This is a genomic window from Methylobacterium fujisawaense, from assembly GCF_039619325.1.
GTDB classification, from domain to species: domain Bacteria; phylum Pseudomonadota; class Alphaproteobacteria; order Rhizobiales; family Beijerinckiaceae; genus Methylobacterium; species Methylobacterium fujisawaense.
Map to the genome: position 1 here is coordinate 4,658,343 of NZ_CP155000.1, position 18,825 is coordinate 4,677,167.

At 69.9% G+C, this 18,825-nt stretch carries 16 protein-coding genes; 13 read left to right on the plus strand and 3 right to left on the minus strand.

The genetic code is table 11. The features are described 5' to 3' along the window. Positions 1–4 precede the first annotated feature (4 nt). Together ABC766_RS22125 and dxr are read left to right on the plus strand one after the other, a co-directional pair. Entirely contained in the window at positions 5–862 is an 858-nt protein-coding gene (locus tag ABC766_RS22125; RefSeq protein ID WP_043758800.1) for a phosphatidate cytidylyltransferase, read from the plus strand. Positions 863–881: 19 nt separating this feature from the next. Continuing rightward, the gene (gene dxr / locus ABC766_RS22130; RefSeq protein ID WP_043351207.1) at positions 882–2,060 is read left to right on the plus strand and encodes a 1-deoxy-D-xylulose-5-phosphate reductoisomerase; all 1,179 of its coding nucleotides are present in this window, start codon (positions 882–884) and stop codon (positions 2,058–2,060) included. A gap of 9 nt (positions 2,061–2,069) precedes the next feature. Here the strand turns inward: dxr and ABC766_RS22135 are convergent, their stop codons facing one another. After that, on the minus strand, positions 2,070–2,708 hold the full coding sequence (locus ABC766_RS22135; RefSeq protein WP_043351208.1) for a TetR/AcrR family transcriptional regulator: 639 nt from the start codon (positions 2,706–2,708) through the stop codon (positions 2,070–2,072). 138 nt (positions 2,709–2,846) lie between these two features. Between ABC766_RS22135 and ABC766_RS22140 the strand changes: the two genes are divergently transcribed. The 9 genes from ABC766_RS22140 (at position 2,847) to lpxB (ending at position 14,580) form a co-directional block, all read left to right on the plus strand. Further along, positions 2,847–4,088 carry an HlyD family secretion protein gene (locus ABC766_RS22140; protein ID WP_345819502.1) on the plus strand — a complete coding sequence of 414 codons (1,242 nt, stop codon included), beginning with the start codon at positions 2,847–2,849 and terminating at the stop codon, positions 4,086–4,088. Between the two features lie 8 nt (positions 4,089–4,096). Continuing rightward, positions 4,097–5,707 (plus strand): DHA2 family efflux MFS transporter permease subunit, encoded by a 1,611-nt coding sequence (locus tag ABC766_RS22145; protein ID WP_345819503.1) that lies wholly within the window; start codon positions 4,097–4,099, stop codon positions 5,705–5,707. A gap of 166 nt (positions 5,708–5,873) precedes the next feature. Further along, positions 5,874–7,028, plus strand: a complete 1,155-nt coding sequence (locus ABC766_RS22150) for a M50 family metallopeptidase (RefSeq protein ID WP_043351211.1) — start codon at positions 5,874–5,876, stop codon at positions 7,026–7,028. 420 nt (positions 7,029–7,448) lie between these two features. Next, a complete protein-coding gene (bamA, locus tag ABC766_RS22155; RefSeq protein ID WP_342141110.1) occupies positions 7,449–10,019 on the plus strand; it encodes an outer membrane protein assembly factor BamA in 2,571 nt (856 codons plus the stop codon). Between the two features lie 48 nt (positions 10,020–10,067). Beyond that, positions 10,068–11,129: a UDP-3-O-(3-hydroxymyristoyl)glucosamine N-acyltransferase gene (gene lpxD, locus ABC766_RS22160; protein ID WP_345819504.1), complete on the plus strand. Its 1,062-nt coding sequence runs from the start codon at positions 10,068–10,070 to the stop codon at positions 11,127–11,129. Positions 11,130–11,238: 109 nt separating this feature from the next. Next, positions 11,239–11,715 carry a 3-hydroxyacyl-ACP dehydratase FabZ gene (gene fabZ, locus ABC766_RS22165; protein ID WP_043351216.1) on the plus strand — a complete coding sequence of 159 codons (477 nt, stop codon included), beginning with the start codon at positions 11,239–11,241 and terminating at the stop codon, positions 11,713–11,715. Further along, positions 11,712–12,530 carry an acyl-ACP--UDP-N-acetylglucosamine O-acyltransferase gene (gene lpxA, locus ABC766_RS22170; RefSeq protein ID WP_287089652.1) on the plus strand — a complete coding sequence of 273 codons (819 nt, stop codon included), beginning with the start codon at positions 11,712–11,714 and terminating at the stop codon, positions 12,528–12,530. The genes fabZ and lpxA overlap by 4 nt, the downstream gene beginning before the upstream one ends. Before the next feature lie 11 nt (positions 12,531–12,541). Then, positions 12,542–13,405, plus strand: a complete 864-nt coding sequence (locus ABC766_RS22175; RefSeq protein WP_342141108.1) for an LpxI family protein — start codon at positions 12,542–12,544, stop codon at positions 13,403–13,405. Beyond that, complete coding sequence (gene lpxB, locus ABC766_RS22180; RefSeq protein WP_345819505.1) at positions 13,402–14,580, plus strand: lipid-A-disaccharide synthase; 1,179 nt, start codon at positions 13,402–13,404, stop codon at positions 14,578–14,580. Before ABC766_RS22175 ends, lpxB begins: the two co-directional genes overlap by 4 nt. Before the next feature lie 9 nt (positions 14,581–14,589). On the opposite strand, the gene ABC766_RS22185 is transcribed toward lpxB, so the two are convergent. Beyond that, on the minus strand, positions 14,590–15,291 hold the full coding sequence (locus ABC766_RS22185; RefSeq protein ID WP_342141105.1) for a peptidase inhibitor family I36 protein: 702 nt from the start codon (positions 15,289–15,291) through the stop codon (positions 14,590–14,592). 22 nt (positions 15,292–15,313) lie between these two features. Continuing rightward, positions 15,314–15,946 (minus strand): 2OG-Fe(II) oxygenase, encoded by a 633-nt coding sequence (locus ABC766_RS22190; protein WP_043382815.1) that lies wholly within the window; start codon positions 15,944–15,946, stop codon positions 15,314–15,316. Positions 15,947–16,236: 290 nt separating this feature from the next. Between ABC766_RS22190 and ABC766_RS22195 the strand changes: the two genes are divergently transcribed. Beyond that, positions 16,237–16,554: a hypothetical protein gene (locus ABC766_RS22195; protein WP_043758785.1), complete on the plus strand. Its 318-nt coding sequence runs from the start codon at positions 16,237–16,239 to the stop codon at positions 16,552–16,554. A gap of 149 nt (positions 16,555–16,703) precedes the next feature. Then, entirely contained in the window at positions 16,704–18,815 is a 2,112-nt protein-coding gene (locus tag ABC766_RS22200; protein WP_345819506.1) for an ABC transporter ATP-binding protein/permease, read from the plus strand. The last annotated feature ends 10 nt before the right edge of the window (positions 18,816–18,825 follow it).

An 18,825-nucleotide genomic window follows, 5' to 3' on the forward strand; every position in this document is an offset into this window, starting at 1 on the left:
GCGCGTGACCGCCGCCGCCGCACCGGCCGCGCGTCCCTCGGGACGGCGCGAGCTGTGGCTGCGCGTCGCCTCGGGCCTCGTGCTCGGAGCCGGCGTGCTGGCCGCACTCGTCTATGGGGGCTGGCCCTTCGCGGGGATCTGGCTCGCCGCCGGCATCATCGGATTCGGCGAGTGGATGGTGATGAGCCGCACCGAGCCCCGCGAGGTTCTGATCGCACTGGGCGCTGCGACGCTGGGCGCCCTGCTGCTCTGCCAGCGCGGCGGTGCCCCGACACCGGCCTGCATCGCTGTCCTTGTACTCGGCGCCGCGGCTTGCGCTACGGTGGCGCGGACGCCTGGGGGCCGGTTCCGCGCGTTCGCCGGTGTGCTCGGCGCGGCGGCGATCGCGGCGGTGCCCGTGGCCCTGCGCGACGATCCCGCCATCGGTCTCGTCGGTCCGGCCTGGATGTTCGCGGTGGTCTGGTCCACCGACATTGCTGCCTATTTTGCCGGCCGGAAGATCGGCGGCCCGAAGCTGATGCCCCGGGTCTCGCCCAACAAGACGTGGTCGGGGGCCCTCGGCGGCCTCGTCGGCGCGGTCGCGGCCGGGACGCTGGTCCCGGTGGTCGCCGACCTTGCCGGGATGCCTCTGCCCAGCGCCGCCTCCCTGCCGGTTGTGGCAGGCGTCAGTGCGCTCGCCTCCGTCCTCAGTCAGGCGGGGGACCTGATCGAATCCGGTCTCAAGCGCCATTATGGCGTGAAGGATTCCGGAAAGATCATCCCTGGGCATGGCGGCGTCATGGACCGGCTCGACGGATTCTTCGCGGTCGCCGTGCTGGCGGCCCTCTATCTCGCCCTGCGCGGGGGCGGTCTGATCGCGTGACGATGAGGGAGTTGAACCCGTGACCCAGGTCGTCACCGTCTTCGGCGCCACCGGCTCGATCGGCCGTTCCACCGCCGACCTCCTCGCCCAGCATGCCGACCGGTTCCGGGCCGGCGCCCTGGTGGGGGGCAAGGATCCCGTCGCCCTGGCCAAGGTCGCGCGGGAGCTGAATGCGTCCTTCGCGGCACTGGCCGATGAATCCGCCGGCCCGGCCCTCGCCGAGGCCCTGTCGGGCTCCGGCATCCCGAGCGGGGCGGGGGAGGCGGCCGTCATGGAGGCGGCCGCCCGCGACGCCGACATCGTCGTGGCGGCGGTGAGCGGGGCGGCGGGGCTGAAATCGACCCACGCCGCCCTTCGGCTGGGCCGCAAGGTCGCGCTCGCCAACAAGGAGAGCCTCGTCTGCGCCGGCGACGCCTTCATGCGCGACGCCGCGCGCTACGGCGCCACGATCCTGCCGATGGATTCCGAGCACGACGCCCTGAGCCAGGCGCTGGCCGGCCGGCCGCTTGCCGACGTCCGCACCATGATGATCACGGCCTCGGGCGGCCCGTTCCGGACCTGGACCCGCGAGCGCATCGCCGCCGCCTCCGCGGCCGAGGCGGCCGCTCATCCGACCTGGTCGATGGGCATGAAGATCAACATCGATTCGGCGAGCTTGATGAACAAGGGCCTCGAACTGATCGAGGCGCACCATTTGTTCGGGATCGAGCCCGAGCGCCTGGACGTCGTGGTGCATCCGCAATCGGTGATCCACGGCCTGGTCTACTGGCTCGACGGGGCGGTGACCGCCGAGCTGGCGCTGCCCGACATGCGCGTGCCGATCTCGCACTGCCTCGGGCTCGGGGACCGGCTCACCATCGAGCGCGGTCGGCCCCTCGACCTCGTGACGCTGGGTTCGCTCACCTTCGAGGCGGCGGACGAGGCGCGTTTCCCCTGCCTGCGGATCGCCCGGGCGGCGCTGGCCGCCGGCGGCGCGGCGCCGACCGTGATGAACGCGGCCAACGAGATCGCGGTAGCGGCCTTCATTGCCGGCCGGATCGGCTTCTACGGGATCAGCGATCTGGTCGAGCGCGCCTGCACGCACTTCGCCGGCTCGTACCGCACCGCACCGGCCGACGTGGACGAGGCGCTCGCCATCGACGCCCACGTCCGGATCTGGAGCGCCGAGGCCCTGCCGGAGCTGCGCGCCGCCGGCTGAACCTTCGCCTCAGCGCGCCGGGCCGTAGCCGGCCAGGAACACCCGCACCGCCTCGTCGATCTGATGGCGCATCTCGGCCTCGCCGGCGATGCCGCCTGCCGCGAACAGCAGGCGCGTCAGCAGACCGGCCTGGCAGAGGTGCAGGAAGTGTCGGGCCGCGAGTTCGGTGTCGGCGATGGTCAGGCGTCCCGCCTGGACCTGCGCGTCGAGATAGCGGGAGAGGCGGTCGACGCCGCAGGCCGGACCGGCCTGATAATAGACCTGCCCGAAGCGGGGAAACTTCTCGCTCGCACCGATCACCATGCGAACCAGCGAGACATGCTCCGGCCGGCACATCTCGGTCAGGAAGCTCACCCCCAGCCGCGTGAGCACGCCCGGCACGTCGGGGTCATCCGCATCGAGCGTGAACAGGGCTTCGGCGAGGCTGGCCTTCTCCTGCGTCGTCAGCGCCTCGAACAGCGCCTCCTTGCTCTCGAAATAAACGTAGAGCGTGCCCTTCGAGACACCGGCCGCGCGGGCGATCTCGCCCATGCTGGCACCGTCGAACCCCGCCGACAGGAACACAATCCGCGCACCCTCGAGGATCTGCTGCCGCTTGTCGCCCTCGTGCTGGGCCTGACCTCGCTCCAGAACCGCACCCTGAGCCATCGTCCCGCTCCGCGCCCGTGGCGCCGCCACGCTTGACCGAACCGTTCGGTCAACATAATCTGCGGCTTCTGCGGAGGCACGTCAAGCCGTGCCTCGTTATTGACCGAACCGTTCGGTCATTGAGGTCGAGGCGCTGATATGTCCCTTCGCGAGGACGCGGATCGGCTCAATTCCGGTCTCGAGGCCGGAATCGAGGCCAGAGACGAGGAGCGCGCGGAGCATCCTGCGCAGGCCTCAGTCACGGCACCTCTGCCGAAGTCCGTGCCGGACGAGGCGGTCCCGGCGCGCAAGCGTCCCGTCAGGCGACTCCTCCTGCTCGGCCTCCTGACGGCCGCCCTGGGCGGCGGCGCCTATGAAGGGTGGCAGTGGTGGACCGTCGGGCGGTTCTTCGTCTCCACCGACGATGCCTACGTCCAGGCCGACATCTCCGTCCTCGCGGCCAAGATCCCGGGCTACCTCCAGTCGGTCCCGGTGGTGAACGGCCTCGCTGTGAAGAAGGGCGACGTCATCGCCCAGCTTGACGACGGCGACTATCGCCTCGCACTCCAGGCCGCGCAGGACAAGCTCGCCACGCAGGAGAGCACCATCGCGCGGATCGTCCGGCAAGCCGAGGCGGCCCAGGCGCAGGTCGCCCAGGCCGCCGCGCAGCTCGACGCGAGCCGCGCCGACGCCGTTCGTGCCCAGGCCGATTTCACCCGGTCGATGCAGATGCAGGCGGATTACGTCGCCAAGTCGCGCATCGACCAGACGCGCGCCGACCGCGACCGCACCGAGGCCTCCGTCAAGGCCATGGAGGCCGGCCTCGTCGCGGCGCGCGCCAACGTCGACGTCCTCCAGGCACAGAAGCGCGAGGCGGAGAGCCTCGCGGCGGAACTCCGCACCGCCGTCGACCGAGCCCGCCGCGACCTCGACTTCACGGTGATCCGCGCGCCCTTCGACGGGGTTGTCGGCAACAAGGCCGTGGAGGCCGGCGCCTATGTCGGGCCCGGCACGCGGATCGCCGCGCTCGTCCCGCTCCAGAGCGTCCGGATCGACGCGAACTTCAAGGAGACCCAGGTCGAGCGCATGCGTCCCGGCCAGCCCGTGACCGTCACGGTCGACGCCTATCCGGACCGCGAGATCCACGCCGTGGTGGAATCGTTCTCGCCGGCCTCCGGCTCGGTGTTCAGCCTGCTGCCGCCCGACAACGCCACGGGCAACTTCACCAAGATCGTTCAGCGCCTGCCCGTCCGGGTGAGGGTGCCCGAGGAGGTCGCCCGCGAGGGCCTGCTGCGGCCGGGCCTGTCGGCGGTGGTGCGGGTCGATACCCGCACCGGCGCGGACCGCTCCGTCCTCGACCGCGCTTCCGCGCCGCGGCCGGTCAACACCGCGAGCCGCTGAGACCCGCGATGGCCGCCAGTGCCGCCACCTCCGCGGGCGATGCCGCCGCCCCGACGCGCGGCGCGACGGCCCGCGCCACCGAGCCGCCCCTCGACCGCCGCCGCATGGTGGCGTTCGTCTGCATGGTCTTCGGGATGTTCATGGCGATCCTGGACATCCAGATCGTCTCGGCCTCCCTGAACGAGATCCAGGCCGGCCTCTCGGCCTCAGGCGACGAGATCCCCTGGGTCCAGACCAGCTACCTGATCGCCGAGGTCATCTCGATCCCGCTCTCCGGCACCCTGTCGCGGGTGCTCTCGACCCGCTGGATGTTCGCCATCTCGGCGGGCGGCTTCACCCTGATGAGCCTGATGTGCGCCACCTCCTCGTCGATCGGCGAGATGATCGTCTGGCGGGCGCTCCAGGGCTTCATCGGCGGCGGTATGATCCCCACCGTGTTCGCGGCGGCCTTCACGATCTTCCCGCCCTCGAAGCGGACCATCGTGTCGCCGATGATCGGGCTCGTGGCGACGCTGGCGCCGACGATCGGCCCGACGGTGGGCGGCTATCTCACCGATCTCATGTCGTGGCACTGGCTGTTCCTGATCAACGTCGTGCCGGGCATCTTCGTGACCGTCTCGACCTGGATCCTGGTCGATTTCGACGAGCCCAATTACGGCCTGATCAAATCGTTCGACTGGGCCGGCCTCGCCTTCATGGCCGGCTTCCTCGGCTGCCTGGAATACGTGCTGGAGGAGGGGCCGAACCACGATTGGCTGCAGGACGAGGCGGTGTTCGCCTGCGCGGTCATCTGCGGAACCTCGGCGCTGCTGTTCTTCTGGCGGGTCTTCACGGCGAAGCAGCCGATCGTCGATCTGAGGGCCTTCTCGGACCGGAACTTCGCCAGCGGGTGCGTGGCGAGCTTCGTCCTGGGCATCGGGCTCTACGGGCTGACCTACATCTATCCGGTCTATCTGGCCCGGGTGCGCGGCTACTCGGCGCTGATGATCGGCGAGACGATGTTCGTCTCCGGCCTGTGCATGTTCGCCACCGCCCCCATCGCCGGCCGGCTTTCGGGCAAGGTCGATCCCCGCATCATGATGGGCATCGGCTTCGTCGGCTTCGCCTGCGGCACGTGGATCGTCACCGGCCTCACCAAGGACTGGGACTTCTACGAGCTGCTCCTGCCCCAGATCCTGCGTGGCTGCTCGCTGATGCTGTGCATGATCCCGATCAACAACATCGCGCTCGGGACGCTGCCGCCGGCGCGGATGAAGAACGCGTCGGGGCTGTTCAACCTGACCCGTAACCTCGGTGGCGCGGTCGGCCTCGCGCTGATCAACACGATCCTCAACGACCGGTGGGACCTCCATCTCGCGCGGCTGCACGAGCGCTTCACCTGGGCGAACACGACCGCCCTGGAGCGCCTCGACACGATGCAGCGCGGCTTCGAGGCCTATGGAAGCGCCGCGTCGGGCATGGCGCTGAAGGCGATGACCAACACCGTGCGGATCCAGGGCCTGGTCATGGCCTTCGAGGATGTATTCCTGGCGCTGACGGTTCTGTTCCTGGCGATGGCCTGCGCCGTTCCCATGATCCGGCGGCCCCAGGCCGGTGCGGGCGGCGGGGCCGGCCACTGACGGGCTGCCCCGATCCCGGGCGGTCGGCGGGTGCGGAATCGGACCGCGCGTGCGACCTTCCGCAGCCGCCCCGCAGGATTGCGTTGGCGGTCGGCCCCGCCGATCTGCTAGACAGGGCGGATGGCCGGCCCGAGAAGCCGGCGCCGAGACGGCCAGGATACGGCGTATGGACTTCCTCAACGCGATGGGCGGAACCGCCGGCGGCTTCTTCGGCGCAGTGATTCCGTTCCTATTCGTGCTCACCGTCGTGGTGTTCGTGCACGAGATGGGCCACTTTCTGGTCGGGCGCTGGTGCGGGGTCGGGGTTCACGCCTTCTCGCTCGGCTTCGGCCCCGAGCTGTTCGGCTTCAACGACCGCCGCGGCACCCGCTGGAAGCTCTGCGCCATCCCCCTCGGCGGCTACGTGAAGTTCCACGGCGACGTGAACGGCGCCAGCATGCCCGATCCCGAGGCCGTCGCCCGGATGAGCCCGCAGGAGCGGGCGATCAGCTTCCCGACCCAGCCCGTGTCCAAGCGCGCGGCGATCGTCGCCGCCGGCCCTGTGGCGAACTTCATCCTGGCGATCCTGCTCTTCGCCGGCGCGATCTGGCTGGGCGGCCGCTACGAGCTGCCCGCCCGGGTCTCGTCGGTGGAGCCGAACAGCGTCGCCGCCCAGGCCGGCTTCCAGCCCGGCGACGTGATCACCGCCATCGACGGCGAGAAGATCGGCGACTTCAACGCCATGTACCGCACGGTGACCGGCAGCGCCGGGACGCCGCTGACCTTCACGGTGGAGCGCAACGACCAGCCCATCACGATCCAGGCGACGCCCGCCACCTTCGAGGAGAAGACGCCGTTCGGCCGCCACCGGATCGGCCGGCTCGGCATCCGGTCGCCCGCGGGCTCGGAGGCCCGCCTCGTGACCTACGGGGCGCTCGATTCGCTCAATCTCGGCGTGAAGGAGACCTACTTCGTCGTCGAGCGCACCTTCTCGTATCTCGGCAAGCTCGTCACCGGCCGGGAATCCGCCGACCAGCTCTCGGGTCCGATCGGCATCGCCCGCGTCTCCGGCGAAGTCGCCAAGACCGGCGGCGTCGGCGGTCTGGTCGGGCTCATCGCGCTGCTCTCCGTCTCGATCGGCCTGCTCAACCTGTTCCCCGTGCCGTTGCTCGATGGCGGACACCTGCTGTTCTACGCCTTCGAGGTGGTGCGCGGCCGTCCGCTGAGCGAGCGGGCCCAGGAGATCGGATTCCGTATCGGTCTCGCCCTGGTGCTGATGCTGATGCTGTTCGCCGCCTGGAACGACATCCTCAATCTCGGCGCCTCCTGGCGGAACACCTGATTGCGGGCCGGCGGGATCCTGTGATTCCGCCGGATCTCCACCGGAAAGGCTGCCCCAATCCCGCCGCGGTCTCGCCCGGACGCCGCCCGGATGGCGCCGCTCCAACGGGGTGAAACCGGGTTAAGATCCTGTTCACGGGATCGCGATCGGGTCTGAAAACCTCCGACAGTCCAGACATTTACGTGGCGTTCACCACGATCTGCGGTTTGTCTTCATGCTGACTGCACCGTTAAGTGGCGCGAAGGCCACGACCCCCCAAAATCCCCTGACGATGGCCTCCCGCGCGTTTGCTTGGCTGGGGAATCCCGGTAAGAGCTACGCTTGGACCGAAGCCACGCTTGGACCAGGTGACGGGACGGCCGATCAACGGTCGCCTGTGACGGGCTAACCCCCGCGACCAGAACAGAAACGGGCGATTGCATGATGTCGTTGACGGGGAAGCCCCGACGTAAGTCGGTGCGGAAAACCATCGTCCTAGTCACTGCGGGTCTTGGCGTTGTCCTGAGCGGGGCCGCCCAGGCGCAGCAGATCGTCGTCCAGGGCAACCAGCGCGTCGATGCCGACACGATCCGGTCCTACGTGACCGGGACGGCGTCCGGCTCCGCCGAGGAGGCCCGCCGCAACCTGCTCGCGAGCGGGATGTTCTCCGACGTGAAGGTCGCCCAGTCGGGTGGCCGCACGGTGGTGACGGTCCGCGAGAACAGCCTGATCAACCGCGTTGTCTTCGAGGGCAACAAGAAGGTCGAGAAGGCGACCCTCGAGGGGATCGTCGAGGCCAAGGCCCGCGGCCCGTACAGCGAGGCGATCATCAACGCCGACCTCGCGCGTATCCGCGACGTCTACAAGCGCTTCGGGCGCGGCACCGCCAAGGTGACCTACCGGACGGTCGACCTGCCCAACGGCCGCGTCGACGTGATCTACCAGGTCGACGAAGGCGACAAGACCGGCATCCTCTCGATCAACTTCGTCGGCAACAATGCCTTCTCGGAGCGGACCCTGAAGGGGCTGATGAGCTCCTCGGAGATGAACTTCCTGTCGTTCATCAAGACCTCCGACGTGTACGATCCGGACCGGATCACCAACGATCTCGACCAGGTGCGCCGCTACTACCTGAAGAACGGCTACGCCGACTTCCAGGTGGTCAGCGCCGACGCGCGCTATGTCGAGGGCGACAAGTCCGGCTACGTCATCACCGTGACGGTGAGCGAGGGCGAGCAGTACAAGGTCGGGGCCGTCCAGGTGGATTCGCGCCTGCCGGGCCTCGATACGACGAAGCTCGGCAGCGACATCGCCACCTCCGTGGGCGACGTCTACAATGCCGATGACGTGGAGAAGACGCTCAACAACGTCACCCGCGAGGTCAACCGCGCCGGCTATCCGTTCGCGCAGGTCCGCCCGACCGGGCAGCGCGATCCGGCCAGCCATCAGGTCTCCCTGGGCTTCGTGGTCGAGGACGGCCCGCACGTCTACGTCGAGCGCATCAACATCCGCGGCAACACCCGCACCCGCGACTACGTCATCCGTCGCGAACTCGATATCGCCGAGGGCGACGCCTACAACCGCGTGCTGACCGACCGCGCCGAGCGGCGCCTGAACGGTCTCGGCTTCTTCAAGAAGGTCCGCTTCTCCAACGAGCCGGGCTCGGCCCCGGACCGCGTGGTCATCAACATCGACGTTGAGGATCAGCCCACGGGTTCGTTCTCGGTGGCGGGCGGCTACTCCACCCAGGACGGCATCATCGGCGAGGTCTCGGTTTCCGAGTCGAACTTCCTCGGCCGCGGCCAGTACGTCCGCTTGGCCGGTACGGGTGGCCAGTACTCGCGCGGCGTCGACTTCTCGTTCACCGAGCCGTACTTCCTCGGCTACCGGCTGGCAGCTGGCTTCGACGCCTTCTACAAGTACTCCGACCTGACCCGGTACTCGCGCTACGAGACCACGGTGTATGGCGGCCAGCTCCGCCTCGGCCTGCCGATCACCGAGGAGTTCGGCATCACGCTGCGCTACTCGCTGTACAACACCGAGCTGAAGGTCCCGAACACCCTCAAGCGGCCGTACAACGACTGCTCGATCCCGATCCCGGGCTACACCGCCACCTACGCGGCGGGTACGATCGACCCGAATACGGGCCGGAACATCGGCGGCCAGTCGCTCTACCCGAACTGCGCGTATGACGGCGAGGCCTCGATCGCCATCAAGGGTTCGCAGGGCAACACGCTGACCTCGCTGGCCGGCCTGACACTCGCCTACTCGACCCTCGACGTGATCGGCGCGCCGCGCAACGGCCTCTACGCCGAGCTGAAGCCCGACGTCGCCGGCCTGGGTGGCGACTCCAAGTTCTTCCGCGTGACGGCCGATGCCCGGTACTACAAGGAGATCTTCGAAGACGTCGTCGGCTTCATTCGGTTCCAGGGCGGCCACATCTCGTCGCTCAACAATGATCCGCTGCGGGTGACCGACCAGTTCTTCCTCGGCCCGTCGCTGGTCCGCGGCTTCGCGCCGAACGGCATCGGTCCGCGCGACGTCGGCATCGCCGATGCCCGCTCGAACGCGATCGGCGGCTCGACCTACGTCGGCGGCACCCTCGAAGTTCAGTTCCCGCTGCCCCTCGTTCCGCGCGATCTGGGCCTGAAGGGCGCGCTCTTCGCCGATGCCGGCACGCTGTTCGGCTATCACAGCCAGCGGAACTTCAACGTGAACGGCGACGCCTTCATCAACGGTGTCTCGCCGACGACCGGGAAGTGCAACTTTAACGCCTTCACGATCGGCGTGGAGCCGGAATGCGTGAACGTCCGCGACACGGCGGCGATCCGCTCCTCGATCGGCGCGTCCATCCTGTGGAACTCGCCGCTCGGCCCGATCCGGTTCGACTACGCCTACGCGCTGTCCAAGGACGAGGGTCAGAAGGTGTTCGTCCCGATCCTCGGCAAGTACGGCCATATCGGCGCGGATCAGGTCCAGGCGTTCCGCTTCTCCGGCGGCTCGCGCTTCTGATAAAAATCGCGCGCCGGCCGGATTGTCCCGGCCGGCGCGTTATCGAGCATGTCAGATCCCATCTTCTTCACCGCCGCCGCCGATGGCCTCACCCTGGCCGAGATCGCGGCAGCCGCCGGCGCCAGCCTCCCCGACGGAGCGGATCCGGACCGCCGGTTCAGCGGCGCGGCCTCCCTGGAGAGTGCCGGTCCGGAACAGCTCGCCTACATGGACAATGCCCGCTACGGCGACGCGCTCGCCGCGACGCGGGCGGGGGTGTGTCTGGTCTCCCCCCGGTTCGCGGCGCGTTGTCCCGCGACCACCGTCGCCCTCGTCAGCCGCGATCCCTACCGCGCCTATGCGGCCCTGCTCGGCCGTCTGCATCCCGATGCCCTGCGTCCCGGCTCCCAGTTCGCCGTCCGCGGCGTCGCGTCCGGCGCCCATGTCCATCCGGAAGCCCGGCTCGAGGACGGCGTCACGGTCGATCCCGGCGCGGTCGTCGGGCCGGGTGCCGAGATCGGCGCAGGAACGGTGATCGGACCGAATGCCGTGATCGGTCCGGGCGTCCGCATCGGGCGGGACTGTGCGATCGGCGCCGGCACCACGCTCAGCCACGCCCTCCTCGGGAACCGGGTGATCATCGACCCGGGTGCGCGCCTCGGTCAGGACGGGTTCGGCTTCGCCATGGGCGCCACCCACCTCAAGGTGCCGCAGGTCGGGCGGGTGATCGTTCAGGACGATGTCGAGATCGGCGCCAACACCACGATCGACCGGGGCGCCTCGCGCGACACGGTGATCGGGGAAGGGACCAAGATCGATAATCTCGTGCAGATCGCCCACAACGTCGTGATCGGGCGTCACTGCGTCATCGTGTCGGGCGTCGGCATCTCGGGCTCGACCACCCTGGAGGATTACGTCGTCCTCGGCGGGCAGGTCGGCGTCGTCGGCCACCTGCGCATCGGCCGCGGTGCGCAGATCGCCGGCTCGTCCAACGTCAACCGCGACGTGCCGCCGGGCAGCCGCTGGGGCGGAACGCCCGCCAAGCCGGTCCGGGCCTGGTTCCGGGAGTTGACGACGCTGGCCCGCCTCGCCGAGCGCGGCGGCAAGGACCTGAGCGGCGAGGACACCTGACCGGGAAGGCCTTGCGCTTCCGACGATTTCTTCCGAAGAGGGCGTTCGGCCCGCCAAGGGCGGCCGGATTGCAAGCCGCCCCGAGCGGCAAGTCGAGGTGCGGATTTCGATGAGTGAGGCGGCGCGCGAGACCGGCACCGAGCTGGGCATAGCCGATATCCAGACGTTGCTGGAATTGCTGCCACACCGTTACCCGTTCCTGATGGTGGATCGCATCGTCGAGATCGACCGGGACGAGTCCTGTGTCGGCATCAAGAACGTCACGGCGAACGAGCCGCAGTTCATGGGACACTTCCCGGACATGCCGGTCTTCCCGGGCGTGCTCCTGATCGAGGGCATGGCGCAGACGGCGGGCGCGATCTGCTGCCGCCACATCCGGGCGGACGGGCGGAACACCAAGCAGGTGTTCTTCATGACCATCGACAAGTGCAAGTTCCGCAAGCCCGTCACCCCCGGCGACCAGGTGCGCTTCCACATGACGAAGCTGAATCAGCGCCGGACCATGTGGTGGTTCCGCGGCGAGGCCCGGGTCGACGGCAACCTCGTCGCCGAGGCCGAGATCAGCGCCATGCTGGTGACGGAGTGAGCGCGCCGTTCATCCATGCGAGCGCCGTGATCGAGTCCGGCGCCCGGATCGGCGACGGGGCCCGGATCGGCCCCTTCTGCCATGTCGGCCCCGAGGTCGTGCTCGGGCCGGATTGCGAACTCATCAGTCACGTCGTCCTGGCGGGCCGCACCACGATCGGACCCCGCACCCGGATCTTCCCCTTCGCGTCGATCGGCCACCAGCCGCAGGACCTGAAGTACCGGGGCGAGGCCTCGACCCTGACGATCGGCGCCGATTGCCTGATCCGCGAGGGCGTCACGATGAACCCGGGCACCAGCGGCGGCGGCCTGGAGACCGTGGTCGGCGATCACTGTACCTTCCTGGCGAATTCCCATGTCGGCCACGACTGCCGGGTGGGCGCGCATGTGATCTTCTCCAACAACGTGATGCTGGCGGGCCATTGCAGCGTCGGCGACTACGCGATCCTGGGGGGCGGCGCCGCCGTGATCCAGTTCGCGCGCGTCGGTGCGCACGCCTTCGTGGGCGGCCTGTCGGGCCTGGAGAACGACTGCATCCCGTACGGTATGGTGCTCGGCAACCGGGCCTACCTGTCGGGGCTCAACATCATCGGGTTGCAGCGCCGCGGCTTCGCCCGCGACGACATCCACGCCCTGCGGCGCGCCTACCGCCTGCTCTTCGCGCCCGAGGGCACGCTGATGGAGCGGGTGGAGGACGTGGCCGCGACCTTCGAATCCCACGCGGCGGTCCGCGAGATCCTCGACTTCATCCGCCTCGGCGGCAAGCGCTCGATCTGCACGCCGCGCGAGATCCCGACCCCCATCAGCGCCGCCTGAGCGGCCGGGCCGTGACCGAGGCCGATCCGCACCCCGAGGGGGCCCTGGTCCTGATCGCCGGGGCCGGCCGGCTGCCGGAACTCGTCGCCGAGTCGCTGCGCCGGGCGCGCCGGCCCTTCCGCGTGATCGCCCTGCGCGGTTTCACGGGGGCGACCCTGCGGGCCAGTGCCGACGCCACGGTCGACCTGCTCGACCTCGCCGCCACCCTGAAGCTTCTGCGGCGCTGGGGGCCGGCCATCGTGGTACCGGCCGGCGGCGTCTCCCGGCCGAGCCCGGCCGCGATCCTCAATGCCGGAGCCGCCCTGCGCAACCGGGAGGCCCTGCGGGCGATCGCCGGCGGTGGCGACGACCGCCTCCTGCGCGCCGCCGTCACGCTGGTGGAAGAGGACGGCCACAGGGTCGTGGGCGTCCACGAGGCCGCGCCGGACCTGCTCTGCCCGGAGGGCCCCATCGGGCGCCGGATTCCGGATGCCGAGGCGGCCGCCTCGATCCGCGCCGGGCGCGGGGTCCTCGACGCCCTCTCGCCCTACGATCTGGGACAGGCTGTGGCCCTGGCCGGCGACCGGATCCTGGCCGTGGAGGGGCCGGAGGGCACCGATCGCATGCTGGCCCGGGCGCGGGCCCTGGGGCGCCGTCCGTTCGGGTTCGGCCGGGCGATGCCCGCCACCGTGCTGGTGAAGGCCCCCAAGGTCGGCCAGGACCGTCGCATCGATCTCCCGGCCATCGGACCGCGCACCGTGCGCAACGCGGCCCAGGCAGGCTGCGTCGGCCTGGCGCTGGAGGCCGGCGGGACCCTGGTCATCGACCGCGTGGCCACGGCCGCGGAAGCCGACCGCCTCGGTCTCTTCGTCGTCGGCTACGGAGGGACGCCGTGACCGGCCGGCCCCGGACCATCTGGCTCGTGGCCGGCGAGGATTCCGGCGATCAGCTCGGCGCCAAGCTGATGCGGGCCCTGCGCGAGGCGGCGCCCGATGTGGTCTTCGGCGGCGTCGGCGGCGAGGCCATGGCGGAGGCGGGGTTCGCATCCCTGTTCCCCCTCGATGACGTGGCGGTGATGGGCTATCTGCCGGTCCTCGCCCGGGCTCGGACCCTGCTCCGGCGCATCCGCGAAACCGTCTGGGCGGCGGTCGACGCCCGGCCGGACGTGCTGGTGATCATCGACAGTCCGGGTTTCACCCACGCGGTGGCGCGGCGGGTGCGCAAGGTGGCCCCCGGCATCCCGATCATCGATTACGTGTCGCCGAGCGTCTGGGCGTGGCGGCCCTGGCGGGCGAAGGGGATGCGACCGTTCATCGACCACGTCCTGGCCCTGCTGCCCTTCGAGCCGGACGCGCATCTGCGGCTCGGCGGGCCGCCCTGCACCTATGTCGGACACCCGCTGATCGAGCGCCTTCCGGAACTGCGGCCCACTGCATCCGAGCAGCGGCGGCGCGAGTCCGTTCCCTACAGCCTCGTGCTGCTGCCGGGGTCCCGCCGGTCCGAGATCGAACGGCTGATGCCGGTCTTCGGTGCGGCGCTGGCGCGGGTGGCGGAAGGCCTCGCGGTCGAGGCGGTGCTGCCCGCCGTGACGCGTCACAGGGCGCTGATCGAGCGGCTTTCCGCGGAGTGGACGGTGCCCGTCCGCATCGTCACCGGCGAGGCGCCGAAATATGCCGCCTTCCGGGAGGCCCGGGCGGCGCTTGCCGCCTCCGGCACGGTCACGCTGGAACTCGCCCTCGCGGGCGTCCCGATGGTCGTCGCCTACAAGGTCTCGCGGGCGGAGGAATTCATCGCCCGCCGGCTGATCCAGGTCCCGAGCATCGTGCTGCCGAACCTGATCCTGGCCGAGAACGCCATGCCGGAATTCGTCCAGGCCGACTGCACGCCGGAGCGCCTGGCAGGCGCGATGCGGTCGCTCCTGGCAGGCGGTGCGGGCCGCGACGCGCAGCTCGCTGCCCTCGCCCGGATCGACGGGCTGATGCGGCTCGCCGCGAATGACACGCCGAGCCGGGCCGCCGCGCGCATCGTCCTGCGCGCCGCAGAGCGCCACGCGTCCGATCCGAGGGCGTGACGGGGCCGCTCAGCCGGCGCGGCGACTGCAGCGGGTGTAGGTCGATGTCCCGCGATTACTCGACCACGTCAGGTGCTCGCCATCCACCAGCAGGCGGACCTGCGACGACCAGCGCCGGCCACGGTCGCTGCACTCGGCGGCGGCGACCCAGGCGCTGCCGACCCGTCGCATGTCGTGGAAGAGGCAGATCGTGCGGCCGGCGCGGGCGCGATCCTGCGTGATCGTGGCCGGGATGTAGCCCCGGCGCCGGGATCGGGTCCCGCAGGCTTCGGGGGTCGGCCCCCAGACGCCGACATACTCGGTCGCCACGGGGGCCGGGGCGGGGGCCGAGGCGGGGTGCGGCGCCGGACGGGCATTCGCCGCGGCGCCCGGCATCGCGGCGCCCGGCATCGCGGTGGCCGTCTGGGGCGGCGGCGGCGCCGTGGGCGCCGCCATGGCGGTCTGGCCGGGCGGATCTTCCGCAGGGGCACCCGGGTCGGGCGCGTCGAGCATCACGACCCGCCGCGCCGTGGCGCGCGGACCGGCGGCGCCCCCCGCGGAGGGGCTGGCCTCCGGCGCCGTCGGGCGAAACGGCAGGTCCTCGGTCAGGTAGGCCGCGCTGTAGGCGAACAGGCCGACCCAGCCGAGGACGAGGAGCGCCGGCAGGGCGAAGCGACGCCAGGAGCCGGAACGCGCCCCGCCGCCCGGATCCGCCAGCACGACCGCACCCATGGTCCGCCCCCTTCTCGTTCGATCAGCGGCCGAAGATACCCTTCAGGAACTGCGCCGTACGGTTGCGCTTGCGCTTGCGCTCCAATTCCGATGCGTCCCTGAGCCACGCGACCTGCACGACCCGACGCTCGCCCTCGAAGGGCTCGTGGCCGTGCCAGGAATTCTCCGCCCGCAGGAAGGCGAACATCGTGCCCATGGTGGGCGGCACCTCGACCGCGAAGGGCTCGTAGTTGCGCCCGTCGTAGAGCACCCGCAGGCGCCCCGCGGCCGGGGCGTCCCAGGCGTCGTTCATGTAGACGAGCAGCGTCAGCACCTTCGACGGCCCGTCGGTGTGGATCGAGCCGTATTTGAGCTGGCTGCGCCGCATGATCGTGGTCAGACGCGGGCAGGAGACGAGGTCGATGCCGAACTTCTCCCCGAGGATCTTGGAGAAGGCGTCGCTCTCCAGCTCGTCGATCAGCGCCTTGAACCGGCCCTTCAGGGCGACCTCGTCGACCGTGAGGTAGCCGGGCTTGGCGATCTCGGGGAAGTCGCGGCGGATGTCGTCGATCGCGTCGGGCTTCAGGACGTTGCTGCCGAGCGTGTAGGCGTAGGGCTCGTGGGAAACGGGCGCGGCGCGCACGGCGGAGATGTCGAGGATCGAGAGAGCGGACATCGCTGGGTCCCTTGACTCCGGCGCCGGTCGGCCGGCACGCCGGGCGCCGGAGACGCGTGCCGGAGGGCCGGTCGAGCCATCGTGCCCGGGTCGCCGCGCAGGCGTCCACGATCACAAATCTAAAGCGGCTTTCGGCAATCCCGGAATCTCCTAATCCGCCGATTGCGGCGGTCCGACGGCGAAAGCGGCCCGGTGGCGCATTCCGGTGACAGTCTCGGGCGGTCCGCTTGTGCAGGATGGTGCCAGACCCGCGGGCTTTCTTCCCGGGTGCGTACCGGAACCCGTTCCCGATGAGGCCGTGGGCCCTCGCCTTGCTGTTCAGCCACCTCGCCGTCGTTGCGGTCGGGTTGGAGGCCCGTGCGCAGTCGCGGCCGCCCCGCGGCTCGATGACGGCCCGCATGACCTGCTCCGAGGCCATGGCCCTGGTGAGGAACGAGGGTGACGTCATCATCGCCGCCGGGTCGGCCCCGGAGCGTTTCGTGAGCAATCCCGGCCAATGCAGCGCCTCCGAGATCGCCGAGCTGCGCTTCGCCCCCACGCGCGACAACCCGCAATGCCCGATCGGCTATCATTGCCGCGAGCCGGGCTTCGAGGAGTGGAACTGGTAGCCGCGCCGACCGCGTAAATCGCCGCACCGTCGGAACGTGACCAAAGTTTCACGCGACAGCCCGGGGCAAGTGCCACTATCTGGCCATCAGCCGGGGTCAAGGCCGCCGGTGGCGTCCCCAGTGGGCGCGCACGGATGGGGGATCGACGCGTGGCAGCACTCAGGACCGGACTGGGAATCCAGGCCGTGCTCACGGCTCTGGCCGCGCTGATCCTGCTGGCATTTCCCGGTATTCCGAGCCCGCCGCTCTATGTCTCGCTCGCCGGCTTCGCCATGGCGGGCATCCTGATCGCCGCGAACGGCATCTCGGCCTATCTGAAGGTCTTCGTCTCGGTTTACGGCGTCGGCTACCTGCTGCTGGCCGGATCGAAGACGATCGCCGCCATGGGCCTGCTGCCGCCGGTGATCGCGGCGCTTCTGCCGCCCGCCTTCGCCGCCACCGGTGCGGTGGTCTTCGCCGCCATCGTGCTCGGCATCTCGCATCTCGAGCCGATCCGGGCGATCACCAACATCGCCGACCCGTATTTCGCCAACCGCGACAAGCCCACCAAGGAGATCGGCCTGTTCCGCTGGTTCGGCACCACGGAGGGCCGGATCGGCCGCAACCTCGTGGCCCTGTCGATCTTCGTGAACTTCGCCGACGTTGCGCTGACGTTGCGGTTCAACTTCTTCTACCGCGACATCTACAACTCGCTTCAGGAATACGACGCGAACGCCTTCTGGTATCAGCTGCTCTGGGTGTTCGTGCCGCTGGCCACGCTGAACATCGCCATCGGCATGTTCGACCTGTTCGTGGATTCCTCGCTGCTGATCCGCTGGCGCACGTGGCTGACGCACAGCCTGTACGAGCGCTGGCTTGGCAACGGCACCCATTACCGGATCCCGTTCACCGACGAGGAGGCCGACAACCCGGACCAGCGCATCCAGGCCGACGTCAACAGCTTCATCGTGCAGACCACGACGCTGTCGATCCGGTTGCTGAGCCAGGCCGCGCAGCTCGTCTCGTTCATCGTGATCCTCTGGACCCTGTCGCGGGACTTCGTGGTGCCGTTCACCGACACGGTGATCCCGGGCTTCCTGGTCTGGCTGGTGATCGCCTACGCGGTGGTCGGCACGTGGCTCACCCACCTCATCGGCCGGCCGCTCATCGGGCTCGACTTCCGGCAGGAGCGGGTCGAGGCCGATTTCCGCTTCGCGCTGGCCCGCAACCGCATCTACTCCGAGCAGATCGCCCTGCTGCGCGGCGAGCGGGCGGAGGCCTCGCGGCTCTCGACGCTGTTCCACAGTGTCATCGACAACTACGTCGGGATCATCTTCCGCCGCATCAAGCTGATCGCCTTCACGTTCAGCTACCGGCAGGCGAGCGTGATCTTCCCGATGGTGCTGGCGGCCCCGTCCTTCTTCGCCAAGAAGATCACGCTGGGCGCCCTCCAGCAGACCTCGCAGGCCTTCAGCCAGGTGCAGAGTTCGCTGTCGTTCTTCGTGGATTCCTACACGACGCTCGCCGCCTACAAGGCCAACACCAACCGTCTCGGATCCTTCCGCCGGGCCATGACCAAGGCCGAGGCCCTCGAGGCGGCGGGCTACGGCTTGATCCAGGGCAACGAGAGCACGGGCGACGTCACCGCGCGCGGCCTCGTCCTCGCCCTGCCGGACGGGCGCCCGATCGTGACCGCCGACACGCTGACCCTGCCGCGGGGCGGCGCGACCCTGGTCACGGGTCCCTCCGGCTCGGGCAAGTCGACCCTGTTCCGCGCGATCGCGGGGATCTGGCCGTTCGGCAAGGGCCGGGTCGACGTGCCCGCCGGGCAGTCGGCGCTGGTGCTGCCGCAGCGGCCATACATCCCCCAGGGGACACTGCGTGGGGCCGTGGTCTACCCGAACACGACCGATCAGTTCTCGGACGCGGCGATCAAGGATGCGCTGACGGCCGCCCAGCTGCCGCACTTGGTCGACCACCTCGACCAGACCGACACCTGGGAGCGGCGGCTGTCGGGGGGCGAGCAGCAGCGGCTGGCCATCGCCCGTGCGCTTCTGTCCAAGCCGGAATGGCTGTTCCTCGACGAGGCGACGGCCTCGCTCGACGAACCCTCCGAGGCGGCCCTCTACAGGATGCTGCGCGAGCGCCTGCCCGGGACGACGATCGTGTCGATCGGCCACCGCTCGACGCTGGACGCGTTCCACGAGCGGCGCATCACGCTGGAGCCGGAGGGCGGTGTGTTCGTGCCGCGGGCGCGGCGGGAGGCGTTGCTGGCGGAGTAGTGGGCGGCGC